Source organism: Gracilimonas amylolytica (assembly GCF_002911695.1).
Lineage (GTDB): Bacteria > Bacteroidota > Rhodothermia > Balneolales > Balneolaceae > Gracilimonas > Gracilimonas amylolytica.
This window is the reverse complement of record NZ_PQBS01000035.1, coordinates 288,858-314,416: the sequence shown is the minus strand read 5'-3', so window position 1 is coordinate 314,416 and position 25,559 is coordinate 288,858. Positions and strand designations below refer to the sequence as shown.

Annotated in this window: 23 protein-coding genes and 1 tRNA gene; 9 read left to right on the top strand and 15 right to left on the bottom strand. The window is 43.9% G+C overall.

Going from position 1 to position 25,559, the window contains the following annotated elements; genetic code table 11:
* Nucleotides 1-39: 39 nt before the first annotated feature.
* The 7 genes from C3B73_RS09400 to C3B73_RS09375 form a co-directional block, all read right to left on the bottom strand.
* The gene (locus C3B73_RS09400; protein WP_103665342.1) at nucleotides 40-1,386 is read right to left on the bottom strand and encodes a TolC family protein; all 1,347 of its coding nucleotides are present in this window, start codon (nucleotides 1,384-1,386) and stop codon (nucleotides 40-42) included.
* On the bottom strand, nucleotides 1,383-5,141 hold the full coding sequence (locus C3B73_RS09395; protein WP_103665341.1) for an efflux RND transporter permease subunit: 3,759 nt from the start codon (nucleotides 5,139-5,141) through the stop codon (nucleotides 1,383-1,385). The genes C3B73_RS09400 and C3B73_RS09395 overlap by 4 nt, the downstream gene beginning before the upstream one ends.
* Nucleotides 5,142-5,300: 159 nt before the next feature.
* A complete protein-coding gene (locus C3B73_RS09390; RefSeq protein ID WP_103665340.1) occupies nucleotides 5,301-5,750 on the bottom strand; it encodes a hypothetical protein in 450 nt (149 codons plus the stop codon).
* Between the two features lie 203 nt (nucleotides 5,751-5,953).
* Complete coding sequence (locus C3B73_RS09385) at nucleotides 5,954-6,415, bottom strand: MerR family transcriptional regulator (protein ID WP_198597325.1); 462 nt, start codon at nucleotides 6,413-6,415, stop codon at nucleotides 5,954-5,956.
* Nucleotides 6,416-6,501: 86 nt separating this feature from the next.
* The gene (locus tag C3B73_RS14090) at nucleotides 6,502-6,648 is read right to left on the bottom strand and encodes a hypothetical protein (RefSeq protein ID WP_232803124.1); all 147 of its coding nucleotides are present in this window, start codon (nucleotides 6,646-6,648) and stop codon (nucleotides 6,502-6,504) included.
* Between the two features lie 88 nt (nucleotides 6,649-6,736).
* Nucleotides 6,737-7,912: a tyrosine-type recombinase/integrase gene (locus C3B73_RS09380; RefSeq protein WP_103665339.1), complete on the bottom strand. Its 1,176-nt coding sequence runs from the start codon at nucleotides 7,910-7,912 to the stop codon at nucleotides 6,737-6,739.
* A gap of 227 nt (nucleotides 7,913-8,139) precedes the next feature.
* A tRNA-Ile gene (locus C3B73_RS09375) sits at nucleotides 8,140-8,213 on the bottom strand.
* Between the two features lie 169 nt (nucleotides 8,214-8,382).
* On the opposite strand from C3B73_RS09375, the gene C3B73_RS09370 reads away from it, so the two are divergent.
* The gene (locus C3B73_RS09370; RefSeq protein ID WP_103665338.1) at nucleotides 8,383-9,384 is read left to right on the top strand and encodes a potassium channel beta subunit family protein; all 1,002 of its coding nucleotides are present in this window, start codon (nucleotides 8,383-8,385) and stop codon (nucleotides 9,382-9,384) included.
* A 115-nt stretch (nucleotides 9,385-9,499) separates the two neighbouring features.
* On the opposite strand, the gene C3B73_RS09365 is transcribed toward C3B73_RS09370, so the two are convergent.
* Nucleotides 9,500-9,859, bottom strand: coding sequence for a DUF3127 domain-containing protein (locus tag C3B73_RS09365; RefSeq protein ID WP_103665337.1), 360 nt, complete (start codon nucleotides 9,857-9,859; stop codon nucleotides 9,500-9,502).
* A gap of 322 nt (nucleotides 9,860-10,181) precedes the next feature.
* On the opposite strand from C3B73_RS09365, the gene hemA reads away from it, so the two are divergent.
* The 6 genes from hemA (at nucleotide 10,182) to hemB (ending at nucleotide 16,198) form a co-directional block, all read left to right on the top strand.
* Nucleotides 10,182-11,363, top strand: coding sequence for a glutamyl-tRNA reductase (gene hemA, locus C3B73_RS09360; RefSeq protein WP_103665336.1), 1,182 nt, complete (start codon nucleotides 10,182-10,184; stop codon nucleotides 11,361-11,363).
* Nucleotides 11,353-12,252, top strand: a complete 900-nt coding sequence (hemC, locus tag C3B73_RS09355; RefSeq protein WP_103665335.1) for a hydroxymethylbilane synthase — start codon at nucleotides 11,353-11,355, stop codon at nucleotides 12,250-12,252. The genes hemA and hemC overlap by 11 nt, the downstream gene beginning before the upstream one ends.
* Entirely contained in the window at nucleotides 12,245-12,949 is a 705-nt protein-coding gene (locus C3B73_RS09350; protein ID WP_103665334.1) for a uroporphyrinogen-III synthase, read from the top strand. Before hemC ends, C3B73_RS09350 begins: the two co-directional genes overlap by 8 nt.
* Nucleotides 12,950-13,013: 64 nt before the next feature.
* Nucleotides 13,014-14,045 carry a uroporphyrinogen decarboxylase gene (hemE, locus tag C3B73_RS09345; protein WP_103665333.1) on the top strand — a complete coding sequence of 344 codons (1,032 nt, stop codon included), beginning with the start codon at nucleotides 13,014-13,016 and terminating at the stop codon, nucleotides 14,043-14,045.
* 170 nt (nucleotides 14,046-14,215) lie between these two features.
* Nucleotides 14,216-15,148, top strand: a complete 933-nt coding sequence (gene hemF, locus C3B73_RS09340) for an oxygen-dependent coproporphyrinogen oxidase (RefSeq protein WP_103665332.1) — start codon at nucleotides 14,216-14,218, stop codon at nucleotides 15,146-15,148.
* Nucleotides 15,149-15,214: 66 nt separating this feature from the next.
* A complete protein-coding gene (gene hemB, locus C3B73_RS09335) occupies nucleotides 15,215-16,198 on the top strand; it encodes a porphobilinogen synthase (protein ID WP_103665331.1) in 984 nt (327 codons plus the stop codon).
* A gap of 1 nt (nucleotide 16,199) precedes the next feature.
* Here hemB and C3B73_RS13935 read toward each other — a convergent pair whose 3' ends face one another.
* The gene (locus tag C3B73_RS13935; protein ID WP_157939468.1) at nucleotides 16,200-16,424 is read right to left on the bottom strand and encodes a hypothetical protein; all 225 of its coding nucleotides are present in this window, start codon (nucleotides 16,422-16,424) and stop codon (nucleotides 16,200-16,202) included.
* Nucleotides 16,425-16,494: 70 nt separating this feature from the next.
* Here C3B73_RS13935 and hemL point away from each other — a divergent pair, with 70 nt between their 5' ends.
* Nucleotides 16,495-17,787: a glutamate-1-semialdehyde 2,1-aminomutase gene (gene hemL, locus C3B73_RS09330; RefSeq protein WP_103665330.1), complete on the top strand. Its 1,293-nt coding sequence runs from the start codon at nucleotides 16,495-16,497 to the stop codon at nucleotides 17,785-17,787.
* Nucleotides 17,788-17,795: 8 nt separating this feature from the next.
* Here the strand turns inward: hemL and C3B73_RS09325 are convergent, their stop codons facing one another.
* Both C3B73_RS09325 and C3B73_RS09320 read right to left on the bottom strand, forming a co-directional pair.
* Nucleotides 17,796-18,980 (bottom strand): hypothetical protein, encoded by a 1,185-nt coding sequence (locus C3B73_RS09325; RefSeq protein ID WP_157939467.1) that lies wholly within the window; start codon nucleotides 18,978-18,980, stop codon nucleotides 17,796-17,798.
* Between the two features lie 88 nt (nucleotides 18,981-19,068).
* Nucleotides 19,069-19,488, bottom strand: coding sequence for a VOC family protein (locus C3B73_RS09320; RefSeq protein WP_103665328.1), 420 nt, complete (start codon nucleotides 19,486-19,488; stop codon nucleotides 19,069-19,071).
* 161 nt (nucleotides 19,489-19,649) lie between these two features.
* Between C3B73_RS09320 and pckA the strand changes: the two genes are divergently transcribed.
* A complete protein-coding gene (gene pckA, locus C3B73_RS09315) occupies nucleotides 19,650-21,242 on the top strand; it encodes a phosphoenolpyruvate carboxykinase (ATP) (RefSeq protein WP_103665327.1) in 1,593 nt (530 codons plus the stop codon).
* A gap of 88 nt (nucleotides 21,243-21,330) precedes the next feature.
* Here pckA and C3B73_RS09310 read toward each other — a convergent pair whose 3' ends face one another.
* From C3B73_RS09310 to C3B73_RS09295, 4 genes are all read right to left on the bottom strand, one after another.
* Nucleotides 21,331-23,076, bottom strand: coding sequence for a Na/Pi cotransporter family protein (locus C3B73_RS09310; protein WP_103665326.1), 1,746 nt, complete (start codon nucleotides 23,074-23,076; stop codon nucleotides 21,331-21,333).
* A 79-nt stretch (nucleotides 23,077-23,155) separates the two neighbouring features.
* Complete coding sequence (locus tag C3B73_RS09305; RefSeq protein WP_103665325.1) at nucleotides 23,156-23,500, bottom strand: response regulator transcription factor; 345 nt, start codon at nucleotides 23,498-23,500, stop codon at nucleotides 23,156-23,158.
* A 127-nt stretch (nucleotides 23,501-23,627) separates the two neighbouring features.
* The gene (locus C3B73_RS09300; protein ID WP_103665324.1) at nucleotides 23,628-24,728 is read right to left on the bottom strand and encodes an aminopeptidase; all 1,101 of its coding nucleotides are present in this window, start codon (nucleotides 24,726-24,728) and stop codon (nucleotides 23,628-23,630) included.
* Between the two features lie 132 nt (nucleotides 24,729-24,860).
* A complete protein-coding gene (locus tag C3B73_RS09295) occupies nucleotides 24,861-25,484 on the bottom strand; it encodes an ABC transporter ATP-binding protein (RefSeq protein ID WP_232803122.1) in 624 nt (207 codons plus the stop codon).
* Between the last annotated feature and the right edge of the window lie 75 nt (nucleotides 25,485-25,559).

The following is a 25,559-nucleotide window of genomic DNA, read 5'->3' as shown; positions in this document are numbered from 1 at the left end:
AGTTTTTCTCACTATTCATGGCTCAAATCACACGTCTATTTATTGTAGATTAATGTTGTGTTTGCCCGTCAGGTAATCGATGTAAGCCGATGAAACCTGCATATCCACCAAAGCCTGAATACGGTTGAGTTGATAACCCAAAAGCTTGCGCTGCATCCGTAGAATTTCTTCAAAATTGGAACTGTCGGTTGAATAGTTCTGTGTCATAATGCTCAGTGCCTGATTAACCCGTTGAATCTGCTTCTGGTCATACAAGTCAAACCGCCGCCGCGAATCATAATAGTCCCTCAATGAAGAGGATAAATCTGTTTCCAGCTTGTTTTCTTTGTCTGTTATTTGCGACTGTACTGATTGAATATTCAGCTCTGCTTGTTGAACCTTGGCATTGTATTTATTTCGGAACAGGGGAATTTTGAAACTGGCTCTGGCCATGATGGCATCTTTACCATTATCAGCTAGCGTTGGTACATCTGAGCGTTCTCCGGTGAAGATATAATCCAGACCTACGCCAAAGGATGGCTTTCCGTCTTTTGCTGCCAGCGTTTTCATTTCATGGGCGGAGTCCTTCTGGTATCTAAGGCGATTTAATGCCGGGTTTTGTTGAACCAATTTATTCAGTAGTTCCGGCTCGCTTTCTATACTCATTTCAGGCATTAACGTATCCGGCAAGGTGATCACCCGTTCTTGCTCAGCATTCAAAAGCTCATTCACTTTTTGAATTAACACGTTCCGATTGTCTTCAAGCAAAGCAATTTGCGTCTTCAGGTCTTCTTGCTCGATTTGAGCCCGTAACACATCCACCTGCGAAGCCTGATCTGTTTCATATCGGCTCAAACTTATCTCCACTAATGAGTTTAGGATGTCGAGGTTTTCGTTGGCAATCTCCAAGCTTTGGTCCAACTCATAAAGTTCAATAAGTGCTTTCTCGGTTTGATAAAACAGTCGATTTCGGGTCTCCTGAAACACTTCGTATTGTGCTTTAGCCTGCGATTCCGATATTGATCGTTTATCTGAGAGGCTCCCAAACCAGGGAAACATTTGGGTTAGTGAAATCCTTGCTTGTTGTGGTCCCAATCTGGTTTCAATCGGACTGATGAAATAGGCAAAAGCAACTTCCGGATCGGGCAAAGTACCAACAATAGGACTTTCTTCAAGAGCTGATAGATAGTGCTGATATTCAGCCTTCAACTCGGGATTATTCTTAGCTGCTTGTTGTTGGTATTCGGCAATAGTTTGAGCTTGCACGGTAAAAGGCAGTGCAATTATGCCAAGTAATACAATTAATAGCAGAGCGTGCAGATGTTTCGCAAAGAGTGCTGAAGACTTTCTTTCCATCCTGCTCAATATTGGATATTCAATGTTCCTTAATCGATTTTCTTCTTTCATGACAATTCTTTTTTCATTTTAAATTCTTTCCACATGTAATAAAGGACCGGTATAACCAGTAATGTGATGATTTGCAGGAACATGCCACCTACACTCGGGATTGCCATAGGCACCATAATATCCGAGCCTCTGCCAGTGGATGTTAGGACGGGTAACAAAGCAAGGATGGTGGTAGCTGTCGTCATGAGTGTCGGACGAATTCTGCGTGTACTTGCCTCTATCACCACTTCTCGTAATTCAGCCGATGTCTTCGGCTTCTTGCGATCAAACAATTGGTCGAGATAGGTTGCCATTACTACACCTCCGTCAGCCGCTATTCCAAATAAGGCGATGAAACCCACCCACACAGCCACACTTAAGTTTACGGTTCCCATTTGAAACAGATCCCGAAGATTTTGACCAAATAGATCAAAATTCAGAAACCATCCCTGACCGTAGAGCCAAACAAGTAGAAATCCCCCCGCCCAGGCCACAAAAATGCTACTGAAGATCATGGATGTAGTAGCCACAGACCGAAATTGGAAATACATGATCAGGAAGATAATGACTAGCGCAATAGGCAGAATAACGCTTAGCCGTTTCTCAGCTCGGACCTGATTCTCATAGTTGCCCGCGAATTCAAAATTGATACCTGCGGGAACCGCTATGTTACCGGAGTTCACACTCTCTTCAATAGCACGTCTGGCATTTTCTACCACTTCAATTTCAGCAAAGCCATCTAACTTATCGAAGATTACATAACCCACCAGGAACGTATCTTCGCTTTTGATAGCTTGTGGTCCTTGGCGGTATTTGATCTCAGCCAGTTGTGAAAGAGGTACTTGAACACCCGTCTTGGTGGGAACCAAAAGTTCATTTAAAGCCTCAGGGTTATCTCTTAACTCGCGGGCAAAACGAACACGAATAGGGTATCGCTCGCGCCCTTCAACGGAGGTTGAGACTGCCATCCCACCCACACCCATCGACATAAATTGCTGCACGTCTTGAACGGATAACCCGTAGCGGGCTAACTGTTCCCGGTTCCAATGAACTTCCAAATAGGGTTTACCAACAATACGTTCCGCAAATACCGATGAAGCTTTTACGCCTTCAGCATTCTTCAGGACATCTTCTAATTGTAAACCAAAATTTTCGATTTCTTGAAGATCACTTCCCTTTACTTTGACACCCATAGGGGCTCTCATGCCAGATTGCAGCATCACCAATCGTGTTTCAATGGGTTGAAGTTTTGGTGCCGAGGTAGTTCCGGGAATCCGTGCGGCGGCTACAATTTCATCCCAGATATCATCCGGGGAGTGAATATGATCGCGCCACTGGCGAAAATACTCACCGTTTTCATCCGGAATCAGTTCTCCATCTTCATCTCTTACAAACTCCCCTGAATCATTGACCTCGAATCGCATCCGTCGGCCATTTTCATCCGTTTTGTATTCCGATTTATATTGAATCACATTTTCGAACATGGAGATAGGTGCCGGGTCCAAAGCTGATTCAGCCCGGCCCATTTTTCCAACAACCATTTCAACTTCCGGTATGGAGTTAACAGACAGGTCTATTTTACGCATCACGTCTTCTGCCTCTTCTACACCGGCGTGAGGCATCGTAGTAGGCATTAAAAGGAAAGCTCCTTCATCCAGGGCGGGCATAAATTCTTCACCCAGTCCTGGAAAAGCTTCGGACGCTGAAGTCCAAACGGATGTTTCGCTTATATCAACCCCGACCGTATTAAAGCTTTTGGCTACAAATCCAAAGGTAGTTGCAAAGCCCAGCCAAATTACCACCCCAAAAATCACGAAAAAGGATGGAAGGGTTAGAAAAATCTTTTTATGATCCAGACACCAACTAATAATGGGTTGATAATATTTGATGATGAGCCAGAAGGTGGCAAGAATAAGGGCGATCACTAAAACGATAAAAAACAAATTACCTGCAAAAGAGACCGATGGCCCAAAAGGAAGCCAGTATTCTGTCAGTAGCCAGGTTACTACCACTACAGAAAGTACGTTGTTGAGAATTGGAATTCGTTTGTGATATTCTTCGCCTAAAAAGAATCCCCCGCCATTGATTAGTCCGAAGCCCATGATCAACAGACCACCCCAACCTGAAACAGTCAACATGGCAATGAATCCTCCGATCACCAGTAAACCGTTCCAGCTCAGTTTCAATTTCCGATTGTTGATCTTTAACCCAAAGAACCAATGGGCAAAGGGTGGGATCAGTGTGATTGTAATGATAATGGAAGCAATCAGCGCGAAGGTTTTAGTGTAAGCCAATGGTTTGAATAGTTTGCCTTCGGCAGCGATCATCGTAAAGACCGGGAGAAAACTCACAATGGTGGTGGTTATGGCCGTCAATACAGCCCCGGCTACTTCAACAGTAGCATTGTATATAACTTCCAGAAGTGATTCATCTTCCTCCATTTCTTCCAAATGCCGGAGCATATTCTCAGAAAGGATGACTCCCATATCCACAATGGTACCAATGGCAATAGCGATTCCGGAAAGGGCCACAATGTTAGCATCCACACCAAAATACTTCATGGCAATGAAGGTCATGAGTACAGCGATGGGGAGCATTGCAGAAATTAACACCGAAGTTCGCAGATTCAGTACCATTATAACGATCACGATAATGGTAATCAGTATTTGAAGCGTGAGGGCTTCTTCTAGCGTCCCCAAGGTTTCAGAGATCAGCGTTGAGCGATCATAAAATGGTACAATGGTGACTTGAGATTCGGTTCCGTCTTCAAGGGTTTTTACAGGCAGACCGGCAGAAATCTCTTTGATCTGTGCTTTTATATTATCAATTACCTGCTGGGGATTGGCACCTTGCCGGGCTACGACTACTCCACCAACGGCTTCTGCTCCGGCTTTATCCAGTACACCTCTTCGTGGAGCCGGCCCCATACTTACGAAGGCAACGTCCTGAATTCGAATGGGCGTATTATCCACTACTTTAACCACTGCCGATTCCAAATCTTCCAGATTCTCTATATATCCAATTCCCCGAACCAGATATTCCACGTTATTCATCTCAATAGTTCGGGCACCGGTCTCGGCATTGGTTTTCCGAACCGCATCAATCACTTCAGGCAGAGTAACCCCATACGTTTTTAGTTTGTTTGGGTCGATGTCGATCTGGTACTCTTTTACGTACCCTCCAATGGAGGCGACTTCTGCCACACCTTGAGCTCCTGATAGTCCGTATTTCACATAAAAGTCTTGTATAGACCGTAACTCCTGGGGGTCCCACCCACCTGCTGGCTCTCCACTTTGATCCCTGCCTTCCAGCGTGTACCAAAATATCTGTCCTAGTCCGGTAGCATCAGGACCAAGGGCGGGCTTTGCAGTTTGAGGGATAGTGCCGGCAGGAAGCGAGTTTAGTTTTTCAAGGATGCGAGAGCGGCTCCAATAGTAATCCACGTCTTCTTCGAAAATGATGTAAATGATGGAAAGACCTGTCATGGAATTACTTCGAACGGTTTTGATACCCGGTACCGTTAACAACTGAGTGGTTAGAGGATAGGTGACCTGGTCTTCTATATCTTGAGGTGATTGTCCTTCCCAGTCAGTGTAAACGATCTGTTGGTTCTCCCCAAGGTTGGGAATAGCATCCACAGGAACACGATCCCGAGGAAGAAAGTCAAGATTCCAATTAAAGGGAGCTACTGCAAGTCCCCAGCCTACTAAGACTAGCAAGAATAGTACAGCTACAAGTTTATTTTCCAGGAAAAACCGGATGGTTTTATTTAGCATGAGTTTATTATTGATGAATCGGTACAATTAAAAAAGCGGTCATCTCTCGATAGATATCTGAGACCTTGAAGCCTATTTTTTACAATAGATAGATAGTACAAGAATCAAGGTTCCTGACGTTACAGGAATGACTTTAGGGGAGAAAAGATATACCGATCCCTAAATCAGAAAGGACTCGTTGGCTAAAAAGATGGGTGGTTGTGAATAGGAATCCGAAGTTTGAATAGCGTGATAGTCGGATTCAGTTTGGTTCGTGTGATCTTCCGCAATTATCTGGACTACAGCCAGAACCTTGACTTTCACTTTTTGAAATAAAGGAGCTTCGGTCTTAACTGATAATTCCTCAACAGAGCAGGCACAAACAATACCAAGATCTTGATCTTCATTGGTTTCAGTATGATGTTGGTGTTCCGGTACTTCGGCAAACTCAACAGTCATTGGGCAATCTTCAGCATGTTCACTTTGAGCCTGCATATGGATTCCCATTTCCTGCAACTCTTCACATAGTTCATTTGACATAGCATGAAGTCCGGTTGGAACCGAAACCCCAATCAGGATACTCAGACTGAGCACCGATGCAATAAAGCGATATGTTAAAGAAATTTTCACGTTTCAAGTATATGTAATTAATTCTATCCATGAAAGATGGAACATAATTCGATAAACAAAATCCATAATTAGACAAATTTCAAATATTCTGTTGAACTAATTATGAGTCTAACCCAATTTTAAACGAAATTTATTGTCTTATCTCAAAAGTATCGTAAACGAATTATGTTATAAATCTATATCTAATCAACACTTTCAAAAATTCACTTATTGCCAAGGATGTTTTTATTTTCGCCTTCAAGAGCCTTTAAAATAGGACAGTCTCCTTTAGGTCCTTCCCCAGCACAAGAATCAATTAAATCTACCAGGGTATTCTTTATTCGTTGTAGGTCTTCGATCTTTTCCACCACATCTTGGTATTTTTCTTGCGCTTCACTTTTGATCTCTGAACAAGTGGTGTCCTCATCAATTCGTAGTTCCAGCAGTTCCTTGATTTCGCTCAGTGTAAACCCCAACTCTTGCGCCCGTTTGATAAATTTAATTTGATCAATGTGCCGCTGCGTAAATATACGGTAACCGGAACGCCTTCGGTCAGGTATGGGAATGAGACTGCGTTTTTCGTAGTAACGGACGGTTTCTTTATTAACTTTTGCACGGCGAGCTACTTCACCAATTTTGAAAGTGGTGATGCCTTGATACTTTTCATTCTGGTTTTCTCTCATCATTTCACTGACTTCTATTATACGTTCAACAAACCAATCAATTATTTAGAAAAGCCGGGCATAATACCCGGCTCATTAATTACTAATTATTATTCTTTCTTTTCCATAATTTTACCACAACAGCACGTTGGGTTTTGGTTACCACCACAACTGGGTGGTGCTCCTTTAGTTACTGTTACCTCGCATCCACAATTTTCATCTGGACATTTATAAACATCTCCTTTCTTAAATGGCATGATATTTCCTCTTTTTGATTCGAAACATAATTCAATACCAATATAAGACCTGGAGTATAGTACAGAGTCAAATTAAAAAATTGATAAATCAGGAGAGAGCTTTCATTTTATCCTTAAGTCTTTTCACAGTCAAATGGGTGTATTTTTCCGTTACTTTCTGGCTCGAATGTCCAGCCATATAACTCGCTTCAGCTGTATGAAAACCTTTTTCAATCCAGGTAGTAACCGCTTGGTGTCTCATCCCATGTAAAGTTCGAGAGGTTGGAATCCCAGCTTCTTTGCAGTAGCGCTTAAACTCCCGATACACTCTCATACCGCGAACCGGTTGGCCTTTTGTATTTCCACCTGTGTAAATAAATACATAGTCACTGGGACTTATCTTACCACGAACCTTTAAATGCGCATCCAGTTCTTTTTTCAATTCATTGATGATTGGAATCAACCGTTCTTTTCTGCCTTTAGTAGGTGGAAGTGAAATGTAGCTAAGCTCTCCATCTTCATAGATCAGATTTTCTCCTTTCAGTCCAGAGTAGGAAAGCTCCGGATCATAAGCAGCTTCATGTTTTCGGAGTCCGCCATAGAAATACAATGCCACAATCGGTTTGAACCAGTGTTGAACCAAATTTGGGTCAAATTCGGGTAATTCTTTCTTTCTGGCTAACTCTTCATCAAATTTCTTAAAAAGAATTCCAAGTTCTTCCTCAGAAATCATTTTTGGCCGGGTATTTTCTCTAATTCTCGGTAAATCCTGCTTAAGCATTGGAAAGTAATCCTTCTCCACAATGTTCTTTTTCAGAAGAAACTTCCACCATGATCGGAAATGTCGGAAATAGTAGTGCCTTGTAGCTGAAGTAATTCCTTTTTTGAAGATCACATTTTCAAAATGGTAGCTAAGAACATTGGTTGGGGGTACATCCGATAACTCATTTAATTCAACAAAATGATCTAAAGCTCGCTGGTAGGCTCCAATGGTTGCCGGAGAGAGGTGATTTTTTGATTTGTAAAATAATTCGATGGATTCACTGACCGTGTTGCAGTCAGTGGTTTCATTACTGGTTTTTCTTTGCAAAACCTTCTTGGGATTGAATCCTTTGGAGAAGGGATTGATCTTGCCTAATGAGTCCAGTTTTTCGAGTTCGGTTACCATTTTCTGAGCAACATCCTTGTGTCGGGTGCCCAATGATTTTCGAACATTCTTTTTACCCAGTTCTTCAGAGTAAAAATTTACATAGTAGTATTTGCCGCGTTTGATAAGAAATGCCATAGTAGGAGCCTTCTGAATTAAAGTTCGGTAAGCGAACTCTAAATTCAGCAGCCTTTGCGAACGGCCATCCCAAAATTGTACATAGTAGTGTACATAGTAGTTGGGAATGTAGGGGAATGAAAGTGTACACTTTCATTCCTTTGCGTTCGCTTACTTTGTGTAAGTAAGTAGGCTTTTTTTTGGCTTAGAAGGGAATTGAGAGGGTTTTTACACCCTCTCAATAATTGTGGGCCCGGCAGGACTTGAACCTGCGACCAATCGATTATGAGTCGACTGCTCTAACCAACTGAGCTACGGGCCCTTTTTGTATATGTCCGCAGTAAAACGAAATTGTTACGTGCGAGGCGCCAAAGATAAAAATCTTATTCTTCAGATTCGAATATTATTAATTCAATTTTTTAGAACGCATTGTGGGACACATCTGTTAAATTAACAGAAATAAAAATGAACACTAAACTAATTGCATTACAATGGAATACAGATTTTTAGGACGATCCGGACTCAAAGTTTCAGCTCTTTCTTTTGGCTCATGGGTCACTTTTGGTGAGCAGGTGGACACCGACCTCGCCTACAATCAAATGAAAACGGCCTACGATGCCGGAGTTAACTTTTTTGATAATGCCGAGGCTTACGAGAACGGAAAGTCTGAGACCATCATGGGAGAGGTAATACAGAAAGCAGGCTGGAAACGATCTGACATGGTTCTTTCTACCAAGATCTTTTGGGGTGGGGAAGGTCCGAATGATCAGGGACTTTCTTTCAAGCACATTAAAGAGGGAACCGAGGCGGCTCTCCAAAGAATGCAGACCGATTATGTGGATCTGATCTTTTGTCACCGTCCGGATATCCATACTCCGATCGAGGAAACCGTGTGGGCTATGAATCAGGTGATCAATGAAGGTAAGGCTCTGTACTGGGGAACCAGTGAGTGGAGTGCCGATCAAATTCGAAAAGCTTATGATTTTGCTAAAGAAAATCACCTGCGTCCACCGCTGATGGAACAACCGGAGTACAACATGTTCCGTCGGGACAAGGTAGAAAAAGAATTCAGTGCCCTGTATGAAGATATCGGACTGGGTACGACGATCTGGAGTCCGCTGGCCAGTGGATTGCTTACCGGGAAATACAACGATGGAATTCCTGAAGGGTCACGGCTTGATCTGGAAAAATACAGTTGGTTGCGCAAGCAATTGCTTGAAACCGAGGAAGGAAAAGAGAAGTTACGCAAGGTTGAGAAACTGGCTAAAGTTTCTGACGATCTTGGGGTTCCGATGCCACAGCTTGCTCTGATCTGGTGCCTGAAGAACCCGAATGTCAGTACGGTCATCACCGGTGCTTCTAATGTGAAGCAGGTGGAACAGAACATGAAGGCCATAGAGTTGGTCGATAAGGTGGATGATGCCGCCATGGAGAAGATCGAAGAGATCCTGGATAACAAACCGAAAACTGATATTGACTGGAGAAGAAACTAAGTCAGTTCTCGATTTAAACTCATTACATAAAAAAAGAGTCATTCAGTTTGTTCTGAGTGACTCTTTTTATTTTTTAAGATCTATCGTTCAGATCCGGTTCCTGATCAGGCTCTTTCTAAAACGGCAGATCATCATCCAGGTCTTGGTTGCCGTCCAGGGTTAGTCCCGGAGCACTTGGGGGTGGATCGGATACTTCACCGCCACCGGCGCCTTGCTCGATCTTCCAGGCTTTTACATCGGTGTACCAGTTTCCTTTGTACTCCCGGCTTTGAATGTCAATAAAGGCCGTGATCTCGTCACCTTCGTTCACTTTGTTTTGGTCGATATTATCTCCCCACTGTGTAATACAAACCTGTTTTGGATATTTGCCTTTGGTCTCAAGAATGAAATCCCGTTTTCTCCAGGGACCATTTTTCCCTTGTCCTGATTGTTCGTCTAAAAGTTTGGTGACTTTCCCTGCTATTTGAAGATCCATGTAAGTGTAGTGTGGTCAAATTGGTTTTAAATGTGTGAGGTGAATATAGGTATCCTGTCATTGAACTTCGAGTTGAGGATCTCTCTTCTTTATATTGTGATCCGATAATAATGCGACAGTTTATCCGGCCGATAAAGATTTGAGATCACTTTTGAATAACAAAAATAGTATTTTGTTTTGTTCATAAATGTGAAGACAAAATCAGGGTCTGAGCAGGTTTAAAGACAGTTATTTTGTGAATATGAAGATTTTCTTCACACAATCTTCATATTCGGGAGATACTTTCCTGACTCATGTGCCGGAAAATTTTAAGAAGTAATTTATGAGGTTTAGTGCAATAGGTATATCTCACTGGAAGAGTGAGGTTTCTATTCGTGAATTATTTTATTTGGACAATCATCGCAGGGAGCTCCTTGATTTTCATACCAGGGATATTCCCGGGGGTATCTTAATGCTGGATACCTGTAACCGCACCGAACTATACGCTTTTTGCGATCCCGATATTCTTATCTCCGCCCTGTGTAAATCCACCAATACGGACCGTAAGTTCTTTAAAGAGCATGGATATATTCATGTTCAGGATGATGCTTATGATCATTTGTATGAGGTGGGAACCGGGCTGGATTCACAGGTATTGGGCGATGTACAGATCATTCAACAGGTGAAACAGGCTTACAAGCAAGCCAAGAAAAAAGGACTTTCAGGTGAATTTCATCAGTTGATCCAATCCGTTTTCCGAGCACACAAACGGAGCCGTACTGAAACCGATTTTGGTAAAGGTACGGCCTCCGTCGGGTTTGCAGCTACTCAACTTGCCTTAGAGCATTTCAAGGATTTGAGTCAGGTTCGAATACTGCTGGTTGGAGCGGGTAAAATGGGAAAGGTATCAGCCAAGAATCTCATCTCAAATGGTGCAGAACACATATCGGTGGTGAACCGAACCATAGACCGGGCCAAGGAGCTGGCTTCTTCTTTTGATATCAAGGCCCATGCATTTTCAGATCTGGATGAAGAGATCAAAAAAGCTGATCTGGTGATCACCGCAACCGGGGCCAAAAACCCGATCCTGCATCCTCATCATTTTGAAGGAATAGAACACCATCAGCTGGTATTGGACCTGAGTGTTCCCCGAAATGTGGATCCGGATGTCAATAACGTGAATAACGTTACCCTGATCGATATGGATTCCATTCACGAAGCCAATCAGAAGGCGATCGAAAAGCGGGAAAGCTCCATTCCAAAAATCCGTGAGATCATTGATGAAGAGAAAAGTGATTTTATGAACCGGGTCAAGCGCTCCCGCTATTTGCTGCCCCGCATCAAGGAAATTGAACACCGTCTGAGTGACATTACGGATTCTGAATTAGACAGGGTGAAGCATAAAATGGATGAGGAATCTTATCATCAGATGGAAGAAGTAACCCGGCGCATCAAGAAAAAGATCATGGCTATTCACATCGACCGAATTGATAAGGAATTCGAGAAGGTGCAGAATGAAGCTTAGGATCGGCACCCGAAAAAGTACGCTTGCACTCTGGCAGGCACATAAAGTGGCTGAAGAACTAAGCTCGCACAATGTGGAATCAGAGCTTGTTGAGATCGAATCTTTTGGAGATAAAGTTCAGGATATTCCACTCGATAAACTGGGAGATAAAGGGGTTTTCACCAAAGCCCTGGATGAAGCCCTGCTTAATGGCGACATCGATCTTGCGGTTCACTCACTTAAAGATGTCCCTACAGTTTTGCCGGAAGGGTTGAAACTCATGGCCGTTCTTGAACGCGGTAATCCGATGGACGTGTTGGTCCAACCGGTTCAACCCCAAAAAACCGAAAAGAAAATTATTGCAACCGGAAGTATTCGCAGAAAAGCGTTTTGGTTGAACCGATTTCCGAATGATGAAGTGGTAGGGCTCCGTGGAAATGTGCCTACACGATTAAGGAAAGTGGATTCCAACGAATGGCACGGAGCTGTATTTGCATCGGCCGGTTTGGAGCGAATCGGTTATGATGACCGGATATCTGAAGTACTGGAATGGATGATCCCGGCACCATCTCAGGGAATTGTAGGCATTGTTTGTAAAGAGGGCAGTGAATTTGAGTCTGTTTTAGAGAAGATCGATCACCGGGAAACCCATTTATGTGGAGCTATAGAGCGAGCCTTTTTGAACGAATTGGAAGCCGGATGCTCGAGTCCGGTGGGCGCCCATGCAGAGGTTAAAAAAAACCTATTATGTTTTAAGGGAGCCGTATTATCGCTGGATGGACGTGAGAGACTGGATATCGAACGGTCAGTTTCTTTGGGTGATGCACATGCAGAGCTTGGAAGAGAGTGGGCGTTGATACTGAAACAGGAAGGAGCAGAAAAATTGCTGGAGCATCCTGAAAATGAGTAAGAAGCCCCGCATCTTATTTACAACCCAGCTTTCAGAACAAAAACGTATATTCCTCGAAAATGATGAGTTGCTGATCGAAAGCGAGCCCTTTATCACTTTCGAATATCTGATGCCGGCTTTATGGATGGATAAACTGCCGGATAAAGCAGACGCCTGGATATTCACGAGTAAAAAAGCGGTGAAGGCCTTTTCCCCTAAAATTCCGGAGCTCAAGATCCCGGATCATATATTTGCAGTAGGGGCTAAAACCGCTGAAAAACTGGAAGAACTGGGACTGGAGGTCTCTTTTCCGGAAGAGTATAATGCCTTGGCTCTTGCAGAAATGATGAAGAAGTTGGATTTCAAAAAAGTGGTCCATTTTTGTGGAAACCTGAAGGCAGCTGATCTAGGTAAACTGTTGGGTGAATCGGTTGAAGTGGTCAATATTGAAGTTTATCATACCGTTTTGACCCACCACAAGATGGATGACCTGAATGATTTTGACGCAGTCGTTTTTATGAGTCCAAGTGCGGTGGAATCTTTCAGTGAACTAAATTCGGTTTCTGAGGATCAGCAGGTTTTTTGCATTGGCCCTACCACAGAAGAGTCAGCCAGAGAATTTGGAATGAAGAACAGCATCACTCCGGAATATTTTACACTGGAATCGCTTATGGAATCTATTTCCCAATTCTACAACCTTCGTAGGGGTAATTCATGAATTACCCCTACGAAGGTTGAGGTAAATACCCCTGACTACAAATTTTTTTAATTAATATTGATCAATGTCATTTCCCGAATTAAAAAACAGATTACTACTAGACACACTGGAAGGCAAAGAAACCGAACGTCCACCGGTGTGGATGATGCGTCAGGCCGGCCGTTACCTGCCTGAGTATATGGAGATCAAGAAGAAGTATAGCTTTTTTGAGCGGGTCAAAACCCCTGAGCTGGCATCCGAGATCACCATTCAACCCATTGACATTGTTGGAACCGATGCGGCTATATTATTTTCGGATATCCTGGTGCTGATCGAATGCCTGGGTGTGGAAGTTCAGCTGAAACCGGGTTTTGGTCCTTATTTGCCTGATCCGATCCGAACTGTAGAACAGGTCAGTAACCTGAATATCACCCCGGCTGAGGAACAGCTCAGTTACGTGTACGATGCTCTGACTCTAACACGAAAGGAACTGGATGGGCGCGTGCCACTGATCGGATTTGCCGGTGCTCCGTGGACGTTGTTCTGTTATCTGGTGGAAGGGCAAGGCTCCAAAACGTTTTCAACAGCCAAGTCATTTTTGTTCTCCCAGCCTGAAGCAGCTCAGAAACTGCTGGAAGTGATGACAGACCAGACCATTGAGTATTTACATCATCAGGTGAAAGCAGGGGCACAGGCTCTTCAGGTGTTCGAATCGTGGGCTGCCGCACTTGGTCCGGATGATTTCAAGAAATTTGCATTACCACATTTGAAGCGTATTGCGAATGAGGATTACGGTGTACCACTGATCATGTTTTGCAAGGATGCAGAATGGAGCTATCCACTATTTGGTACCACAAACGTTTCAGGTTTTGGCATTGGCTGGGGATGCACTCCGGAATACGCCAGGCAGTTTGCCGGCGATAAAGTGGTGCAGGGAAATTTTGATCCCTCCAAATTATTGATGGAGCCGGCGCAGATCGAAGCGGAAGCAACGGAAATGTTGCAGCGGTTTGGTAAAGGGAATTACATTGCCAATTTGGGTCATGGTATTTTGCCTAATGTACCGGTCGAGAATGCCAAGGCTTTCGTTGATACCGTAAAGAATTTTAGATATTGAAACCATGCGGACCGGGTGGTCCGCCAATGCGTTCCAAACCGGGTGGTTGGGAACGAGCATAAAGCGCGAGTGCTATTGTAGGGGCGAATCGAATTCGATCGGTAAGACCATAATTCATTCACCGTAGGGGTAATTCATGAATTGCCCCTACGGTGAATAATAAATTTGATATGACAAATAGAAATTTCAGATCCATAAAACCACAATTCACACAATTTGTCTCTGATGTTCAACAACACATCTGTGATGAACTGGAGGCAGTGGAAGGTGCCCAAGAATTCCTGATAGAAAATTGGGAACGGGATGGGTTTGGAGGTGGCAGTACCCGCATTATTGCTGGCGGTGATGTTATCGAGAAGGGTGGAGTGAATGTGTCAACGGTGGGCGGACCTTTGCCTGAGGCCATGCAACACAAATTTGAAGTGCCCGAGTCTGAATTTTTTGCCACGGGTGTCTCACTGGTGATCCATCCCCGGAATCCATTTGCTCCTACGGTTCATGCGAACTACCGTTATTTTGAATTGTATGAAAAGGAGTCCGGAGAACTGAAAGATCAGTGGTTTGGCGGTGGAGCGGATATGACTCCGTATTATCTATTCTCTGAAGATGCCAAACATTTCCATGAGGTTCATAAGGATGTTTGCGATCGGTTCAACCCGAAATATTACCCGAATTTTAAAGCGGAGTGTGATGCCTATTTCTATAATCATCACCGGGAAGAGGCGCGTGGAATTGGTGGTTTATTCTTTGATTATCAGCGGCCGGACGAGCACCGCTCTGCGGATGACCTGTTTGAATTTGCCAGGGCCTGTGGATATGCATTTACCGATGCCTACATTCCCATTTTGAAGAAGCGGAAGGATATTGAGTACAATGATAAGCACCGGGAGTGGCAAGAAATCCGCCGCGGCCGATACGTAGAATTTAATTTGATACACGATCGCGGTACATTATTCGGACTTAAGACGAAAGGGCGGATCGAATCCATATTGATGAGTCTTCCGCCACAGGTGCGGTGGGTGTATGATCATCACCCTGAACAAGGCAGTCCGGAAGCGGAATTATTGGAACACCTGAAACCGATCGATTGGATTAATTATTAAAACCTGTAGGGACAAAAGATTTTGTGCCCTACTGGTTTTCAAAATTGACAGTTAAATTTTGACCATATGAAATACCCTACAACCCGTTTACGCCGAAATCGTCAGACATCTGCTATTCGAGAGATGGTGCTGGAAAACCGATTGCATCCATCTGATTTCATCGCACCGATCTTCATCATGGAAGGAGAAGATCAAAAAGAAGAGATCTCGAGCATGCCCGGATATTACCGGTATTCACTGGATCATTTGGGCGATGAGCTGGAAGAGTTGATCGACGTGGGAATACGGTCGGTGTTATTATTTGTGAAAGTGCCGGATTCCAAAAAGGACAATAAAGGTACCGAGGCCGTCAACGAAAAAGGGTTGATGCAGGAATCGGTTCGGTTCATTAAGAAGCAGTATCCGGACCTGTTTGTGATGACCGATGTGGCAATGGATCCATATTCCTCATATGGTCACGATGGCATCGTGGAAGATGGTGAGATCGTGAATGATCCCTCAGTGGAGGTATTGGCAGAGATGGCGGTAAGTCACGCCAAAGCCGGTGCCGATATGGTGGCTCCATCCGATATGATGGACGGACGTATTGGTGAGATGAGGAAGGCTCTGGATGAAGCAGGATTTATGACCACCGGAATTATGGCCTACAGTGCCAAATACGCATCTGCTTTTTATGGACCGTTCCGGGATGCACTGGATTCCGCCCCGGGATTTGGTGATAAAAAAACCTATCAAATGGATCCGGCCAATATTGATGAAGCCCTGCGTGAAGTAGAGCTCGATATTAATGAAGGAGCTGATATCGTGATGGTTAAGCCTGGCTTGCCATATCTGGATGTGGTCCGTGCCGTGAAGCAGAATTTCAATATCCCGGTTTCGGTATATAATGTGTCCGGCGAATATGCGATGATCAAGGCAGCAGCTGAAAAAGGCTGGCTAAATGAGGAAGAAGTCATGATGGAATCACTATTGGCTTTCAAACGAGCCGGCGCCGATCTGATCGCCACCTATTTTGCCAAGCAAGCGGCAAGGCTTTTAAAGACTTTGTAAATTAAATCGCTATCAGGTGGTCCGGGTGGTCCGGAGTGGCATTCTCCCGATTTGATCGGGATGGTTGGGAATGAGGGACAATACCGTAGTGGCGAATCGCATTCGCCCGTTGCTGATTCCAACGCAGAGCGTGGGGAACCAACAGATTAAATATTGAATATTCCGGCAGGCCATAGAGACACGATGCATCGTATCTCTTAATTCCATCACCATAGGGGCAATTCATGAATTGCCCCTATGGTGATGGAGATCAGAATTTGAATTTAAGGAATTATAATAATTGAGAAAATAAGGATATGAATACCCAAAACAGTAAAGACCTTTACGAACGAGCATCAAAAGTCATTCCCGGTGGAGTGAATTCTCCGGTTCGGGCCTTTAACAGTGTAGGTGGAACGCCCATCTTCATCAAGAAAGCCAATGGGGCTTATTTGTGGGATGAAGATGGAAATAAGTACATCGACTACATCAGTTCCTGGGGTCCTATGTTGTTGGGTCATGCGGAACCGGATGTGGTCAAGGCCGTTCAGGAAACCGCTGCAAATTCTACCTCTTTTGGGGCACCAACCCGACTTGAAGTGGAAATGGCCGAACTGATCACAAGTTCAGTTCCGGGAGTCGATAAGGTGCGTATGGTGAATTCAGGAACTGAAGCAACCATGAGTGCCATTCGTGTAGCCCGGGGTTACACAGGTAAGAATAAGATCATCAAGTTCAAGGGAAATTATCATGGTCATGGCGATTCATTCCTGATCGAAGCCGGAAGCGGTGCTTTGACCATGGGAGAACCCAGCAGTCCGGGAGTCACTGAGGGAACTGCCAAGGATACGCTCAATGCCAGGTACAACGACCTGGATTCTGTCAAGAAACTGGTGGAAGCCAATGGGGATGATATCGCGGCTATCATTCTGGAACCTGTTGCCGGAAACATGGGATGTATTCCTCCTAAGGAAGGTTTCCTGGAAGGTCTCCGGGAACTATGTGATAAGGAAGGTATCGTACTGATCCTGGATGAAGTGATGACCGGTTTTCGGGTTGATTTTCAGGGTGCACAAAAAGTATTCGGAGTAACTGCCGATATGGTGACGTATGGTAAGATCATCGGGGCAGGATTGCCGGTAGGAGCCTATGGTGGTAAAGAAGAGATCATGGATTATGTAGCGCCGACCGGTCCGGTGTATCAGGCGGGAACGTTATCAGGAAATCCCCTGGCGATGGCAGCAGGATATACGCTGCTCAAAAAGCTGAAGGATAATCCACAGGTGTATGAGGAGCTTGAGAAAAAGGCTTCGGTTCTGGCAAATGGGATCGGACAGATCCTCAGTGATCACGATATTCCCCATAGCATAAACCGAGTGGGCTCTATGGTGGGTGTATTCTATTGTGAAGGTCCGGTTGAGACCTTTGATGATGCCAACCGTACCGATAAAGAGTTGTTTGGTAAGATCTTCCACGGAATGCTGAACCGGGGAGTACATTTACCTCCATCACCATTTGAGGCTTTCTTTCTGAGTAATGCTTTGACCTCTGATGACATCAGTAATACCCTTACTGCGTTTGAAGAGACGATCAAGGAAATATCAGCTTAAGAAAGCAGTCAATTCAAGGTTTCAACAAATGGCTCTGGTTCTAATGCCAGCCTGATCATATCATCAAGATAGACACCGGGTTCAAAGGCTTGTGATTTCCACCCGGGAACCAACCGGTCAAGGATCTCAGACTGAGCCCAACCTGTGTAGTAAAAAATGGTATCGCTGAACCGGAAATCACTTTGAAGCTGTTTGATCTCCCGGTTATGGTTCTTTGATCCATTTTTGTAATAAGAGAAGTCTCCATCGTCTTTCATAGCGGATAGTGGTTCATATATGTCTGAATTTGAAGCCAGCATTAACGATTGGATCTCAGCGTATTTGGCAAGACCCTCCAGCCATTCACGTTCCCGTTCGTAATCAGTAAATTTGGAAGTGCTAAAGCTATTTCTTCGGCTTTCTCTTAGTACCAACCACTCTTTTGTGAGTTTTCGGAAGATTTGATCCTCAGTTGTTTTCAGGATCCTTCCCAAAAGTAATCGTTCATTCAGCCAGGTTTCCCTGAGATCCGGATCTTTCCATGGATAGGATCTTTCAAAGGTGTTTGAGGCTTCGGCTGAGTACACTCTTTCCGGAGCCTGTTCGGCCTGAAAAGCATGAAAGGACTCATGCATAATGGCAGATATATGCCAGTCGCTATCAAGTTTGTCGGTGATCAAAAAATAAGGAAATACAGGTTTAAAAAATGGAGGGAGATCATTCTTGATCATTTGTGTGAGCTGAATTTCAGTCCACTCTTTGGTGGTCATACTGGCGGCATAAGTGTCTCCTACTTTAACCGTAAATGCCTCCGGAATTTGTTCTGAAGAGATGATCGGTTGTCTGAAGTGCGGTGGTGTAGAATTAATGTAAGTCCAGGCACCACCCATTGGTTTATCAAAAGGCACCGTTTTCCAGCCGGCTTCGGGATTATTAATTCCGCTTAAAAAAACATAGGCTTCATTATACAGAATAACCGGGATGACCTGATCACTAAAGCCGGGCCAGATGAGTTCACCTACAGAAGCTCTTAAATGATCGATCTCCTGCAATCGGTCCAGCTCCGTAAAGCTTAGATTATCCAGGTGAACAGAACGGTTTGGTTTTTGATAATTTATGATCACTAAAGTGGAAAGGATAAGCCCCAGGATCAAAAATCCCCAAAGCATTCCTTTTTTAAATGAAGTGAGGCAGCCTTTTCTAAATGTATTCACAATACCTCCTTTCCCTTTTACTTATGTATTTAAAAAGAGGAAAATTTGTGAATAAATAATGAAACTGAGGGTTTTATATTTAAGTGGTTCACTCACTCATATTCGTTTCACCTTTGATCTTATTGTATTCCTCATCGTTGGGTTCCCACAGTTCGATCTTGACACCATCCGGATCCAGGATCCACCCGAATTTACCGTACTCAAGGTCTTCGATCTCGCCGACCACTTCAACGCCTTCCTTCCTGAGTTCCTTCAATAATGCTTCCAGGTCATCTACCCGATAATTGACCATAAATTCTTTGGTGCTCGGTTCGGTGTAAGTCGTGTGTTCATCAAAGATACTCCAGGCAGTAAATCCTTTTTTGTCTGGATCCTTTGCATGTCGCCATTCAAAAGTGCCGCCATATTTACCGTTCTCAATGCCCAAATGCTTTCTGTACCAGTTCCGGCTGCGTTCCGGATCTCTACTTTTGAAGAAAATTCCGCCTATGCCCGTTACTCTTTTCATGATCGTATGAATTGTTTAAAAATGACTTCAGTTATGTATTAAGGTAACAGCTTGAGTTAATTATTCTGAAAAATATTTATTCAGTTTATATATCCTTCATTTAGTTAGGTTATATAGAGGCACTCACTTACTCATTCAATGAACACATAACTCTCAATACAATGGGACAGCAAACTTTGGATCTATCCAAACAAAACATCACAGTAGAAAATATAATCAGGAATCCGAATCCTGCACGTTTTTATGAGGATGCCATAAAATTCGATTCCGGTTCAGCTATCAGCGATTCCGGGGCATTGGTCGTACGCTCCGGTAAAAGAACGGGACGAAGTCCGGCCGACAAAAGGGTGGTAGAGTCAGAAGGAATTAAGGATGATATCTGGTGGGGAAAGATCAACATCCCGCTGGATGAACGGACGTTCAAGATCAACTATCAGCGCGCAACTGATTACCTGAATACTCTTGATCGTTTATACGTCATTGATGGTTTCGCAGGATGGGACGAGAATTATCGTCTTAAGGTCAGGATCATAGCTGAGCGACCATATCATGGTTTGTTTATGCATAATATGCTGATCCGTCCTACCAAAGAAGAGCTGGAAAATTTTGGGGATCCGGATTTTGTGATCTATAACGCAGGTAAATTTCCCGCTAACAAATTTACGGAAGGCATGACGTCAGATGCGTCGGTTGATGTAAATTTCGAGACCAATGAAATGGTGATACTCGGAACGGAATATGCCGGTGAAATGAAGAAAGGGATCTTCACCGTCATGCATTATCTGATGCCGAAAAAAGATGTACTTTCCATGCACTGTTCAGCCAATGAAGGAGATAAAGACGATGATGTCGCTCTGTTCTTTGGCTTGTCAGGGACCGGTAAAACGACCTTATCTGCAGATAAGAATCGTAAACTGATCGGCGATGATGAACATTGCTGGAGTGATGATGGGGTGTTTAATATTGAAGGCGGTTGTTATGCCAAGACCATAGATCTCACGGAAGAGAAAGAGCCCGAGATCTTCAATGCCATAAAATATGGAACGGTCCTCGAAAACGTTGGGTATGACCCTGAAACACGAAAAGTGGATTTCAAGGATGTGTCCATCACTCAGAATACAAGAGCTTCCTACCCGATTGAATACATTGATAATGCCAAGATCCCATGTGTTGCGGGGCATCCGAAGAATATCATCTTCCTGACCTACGATGCATTTGGTGTGCTTCCTCCGGTCAGTAAACTCAGTCCGGAACAGGCAATGTATCACTTTATCAGTGGTTACACTGCGAAAGTTGCAGGAACCGAGGTAGGTGTTACCGAGCCTGAAGCCACATTTTCAGCATGCTTCGGAGCCGCATTTCTGGCCTGGCCACCGGCTAAATATGCTGAGATGCTGGCAGAGAAAATGCGTAAGCATAATGCCAAAGCCTGGTTGGTCAATACAGGACTTACCGGTGGTCCTTATGGTAAGGGGTCACGCATCGACCTGAAGAGCACAAGAGCCATTATTCAGGCTATTCATGATGGCAAGCTGGATGGTGTTGAAACGGTTAAAGACAATGTCTTTGGTTTTGATATCCCGACAGCCTGCCCTGAAGTTTCTTCTGAGATCCTTCAGCCTCGTAACACCTGGGGCGATGATGAGAAGTACGATGCCCAGGCTAAAAAACTGGGTCAGCTATTCGATAAGAACTTCGATCAGTATAAGGCTGACAGCAGCAAAGAGATCATTAACGCCGGTCCAAAATTCTGAATCGGTCAGTTATAAAACTCCAGATATAAGAAAGGCGGATCTAATATCCGCCTTTTTTTATGCACTTAATTTATCCTGAGATAGAATATCATTCGTTAGCTTCCACTACTTTTTCGTAAGCTGCTTTAACTTTGACACCGGCTATGGCCTCATTTACGTTAAAGATATGGTCACCGATCTTTTCCAATCGGTTCACGTAATCAAGAAATACAAACCCAACCTGATTGGAATAGGTTTTCTTTTCTAATTGACCATAGTAGTACTCAAGTAAGCCGTCACGACATTTGTTGATCCGGTTTTCGATCTCCATGGCGACACTCAGATCCGCTTCATCGTTATCCAGTTCCAGGTCCTGACGAACATGACGGATAGCCTCATGAATAAGATCAAGCAGGCTCTTGAGCTTCTCCATGGCCTCTTCAGGAAGGTGAGTTCCCTCATTTTCCATGCGCTCAAATGTTTTTGACATCTGGTAATAAATGTCTCCCACACGCTCCAGGTCGTTGATCATACTATGCATGCCGCGAATACGTCTGGTTGCATCTTCAGTGAGGTTATAACTGGATATTTTTGTCAAATATTCCGCGATCTCAAGCTCCAGATTATCTGTGATCTCTTCCCGTTTTTTGATCTTCTTCAGAAAGTGATCTCGCCTGTTTTGTTTGTTAAATAAAAGTCCTTCCATACTGTAATGCATTTTATCCACCAGCCGGGCAAACATCTCAATTTCCTTGTGTGCCTGTGTCATCGACAGCTCGGGAGATGACATCATACCGGAAGAGATATATTTGAGCCGATACTCATGATCTGTCTTGGATTTATCTTTTTGGTATTTCTCCACAAACTTCACGATACGGGGAACAAAGCCAACCATGAGGATCACATTGAGCACATTGAACGCAGAGTGAAAAAGAGATAACCCCAGTGTTGCATTACTTCTGCCGGCTTCATCGGTAATATTGAAAAGAGAGCCCACTTCCGGTGAAAAGTAACTCATGACCTGATCGATCATATTGAGGAAAGGATTCAGCAAGATGAGCATCCATATGACCCCAAACACGTTGAATACGAAGTGAAATCGTGCGGCTCGTTTGGCATACACATTTCCAACAATGGCCGCGATGTTTGCGGTAACCGTGGTTCCGATATTTTCACCCAATATCATAGCTGCAGCAATAGGAAAATCGATCCATCCCTGGAATAACATGACCAGGGTGATTGCAGTTGAAGCAGATGAGGATTGGGTAACGAGCGTTAACAAAGTTCCTGCCAAAACAAACAGCAAGATCGATAGGAATCCAAATTCTGTAAACTGATCCAGAAACATGAACATTTCCGGGTTTTCCTGAATGTTGGGTACTCCGTTCTTTATAAAATCGAGTCCAATGAAGAGGATACCAAAACCTATCATGGCCTCAGCCAGGTTTTTGAGTTTCTCCCGCCCAAAGAACATAAAGGGAAAGAAGATACCGATCAGCATAATGGCAATAGGAGTGATCTGCATCTTGAAACCAAAAATGGAAACCATCCAGGCCGTCACGGTGGTTCCGATATTAGCTCCCATGATCACACCGGTGGATTCAATGAATGTGATGAGTCCGGCATTTACGAAACTCACGACCATAACCGTGGTGGTAGAAGAGGACTGCGTGATAGTGGTAGTCGTGAATCCTGTGAGAATGCCTCTGAACCGAGTGGTGGTCATACCCTTCAGGATGGCGCGGAGTTTATTCCCGGCTACCTTCTGAAGTCCGTCACTGAACACCTTCATTCCATAGATAAAGATACACAGTGCACCAATTAGCTGGAGCAGGTCAAAAAATGAATACGTCATGTGCTGATCAATTAATTGTACGCTTTTATCTTAGCCGGGCTAATATAACAGATTTATATGTACTTATGATAAAGGAGCCTCAGGGAATGAGTTTCAGAGCCCGAGCTTTTTTGATGGCAACACTTCTGCGATTGACATCAAGCTTTGAGAAAAGATCCCGAACCTTGCTGTTAACTGTATTTACGGACATGGAGGTTTTGTTGGCGATCTCCTGATTGGAACAGCCGTCTGAAATATGAAATAAGATCTCGAGATCCTGTTGATTGAGCTCCAGATCCTTTACGACCTGTTTATTTCTCACAAATCGTTTTGTTTCGTTGCTGTTATCGTCCACATGCTTTTGAAAGGCGAACTTCTTCCAGATAAAAAAAGCGATGATGGCCAGGGCCACCAAAATGATCACAGAAATGAAAAAATTTGGCATCGATCTTTAAAGTTTCAGACTAAAATAGGTTCAACCTGAAATTAAGAAAGTGCACGGCTTTTTGGCATTAAATTACTCTTATATAGCCATGCACTTTCCAAAGGTTATTGATATCCATGAACCTTGATCAAAGCAGGTTTTCAGGATTCAGCCCTTTAAGCTCATCGGTTACAAATTTGCGTCCCTTTCGAACCAGTTCTCCATCCAGGTACACATCCGGGCCAATACAAACCAGATCCCAGTGAATGTTACTTGTGTTTCCGTTAGGGGCGATCTCATAATCCTTACCCAGAGTAAGATGGTTTGACCCGTAGATCTTTTCATCGAAGAGAATATCGTACATCGGGCTTTCGATCACGGGGTTTAGTCCGAAACTGAATTCACCGAAACGTCGGGCACCTTCATCTGTATCCAGGATATCTTTGAGGGCCTCGTTATTGGATGAGTCATAATCGACTACCACTCCGTCTTTGACCTCCAGTTTCACAAATTCAAAAGGCTTGCCCTGATAAACCGACGGGGCATAACTTATCACCCCATTTACGGAGTCAAGAATGGGAGAGGTGAACAGTTCACCATCCGGGATGTTTCTCTTGCCAAAGCATGGCACCCAGTTCTGTCCTTTTACAGAAAACTTGATATCGGTACCATCGCCTTTCAGGTGAATTTCATCTGTTGCTCTGAGTCGCTTTTCCAGCGGTTTCATGGCTTCCTCAAGGGCGGAATAATCGACGAGGCAGGCGTCGTAGTAAAACTCAGCAAACTTACGGGTAGGCATTTTGGCGTTCATGGCAAAAGCAGGAGATGGGTATCTCATAATGCACCAATTGGTATTATTGACCCTTTCGTCAAAATGTACCGGTTTCAGGAAATGTTCTGAATAGGCTTTGTTGGCTTCTTTGGATGCCAGGGAATTTTCGTAAATATTCTGCGAGGCCCGGATACCTACAAACGCATCCATCTGCTTCATCAGGGGCAGCTGATCAACCTGTGCCTGATTCTTCCAGAATGCTTCGTCACCGTTTTCTATCAGGATACGCTGTGTTTCAGCATCCTCGATCTTGATGAAAGGGTTTGCATCCTTGGCTCCGATCTGCTCAACCAGTGCCCGGAGTAGATCGATGCCATTCAATCCGATCAACTGAACCATCACATTGTGGCCTTTTTGTACTTCCGTGCTATGTTCTAAAATGAGTTGAGCCAGTTTCTGGTCTTGTTCTGAAATCATGCGTACGTCCGTTTAAATTTAATTTTTTAGAATTATTCGGATTAAAGGTACAGATCTGAAAAGCGAAGTAATAGGGTAAGCATGTAATTTTTAATTACAATAAGTTTTAAAAACCGCCTCATCACTTTATCACTACCCCGCTTCATCGATCCTCAAAACATCATCACAAAGAGAGATCTCATTCGGGTCGTTGGATGCAAGGAAAATAAGAGTGCCTTTTTCCGATTCTGTTTCAATAATACCTGATACCAAAGCGTGACCATCTTTATCGAGATTTGAGCCGGGTTCATCCAGCATCAGGATCTTTGGATCGTTGACGAGAGCGGCAGCAAGTTTGGCCCGCTGTTGTTGTCCGGTTGAGAGATTCCCAAAGAGCTGATCTTTGAGATGAGTGATCTGACATCGTTGTAACAAATGGTTAAGTGCTTCAGGTTCAGCCACTTTACCCCGGGCTTCCTTTAAAAAGCGAAGATTTTCAGCCACGGTGAGTTCAGCGTACAGATTTATATACGGAGCTGCATATCCCAGATAGGATTTGACTTCCTTTTGATCGAGTAAGTTACCCGATGCCATCCACTCTATGTTACCCGAGTTTGGGCGAAGCAAATAGGCCAGGCATTTCATTAAGGTTGATTTGCCGCTTCCATTATCTCCGGCAATACCAAATACACCAAGAGTATGCTCAAAACTGAGGCTCTGAAAGATGGTATTGGTGTTAAAATTCTTTGAAAGGTTTTCGACGCTGACTGATATCATGCCTCAAAGGTAGTAAGATTATCATTAAGAAGAATATTCAGCCGTTTTTTAAAGTTTTATAACAAAGGCCTATTT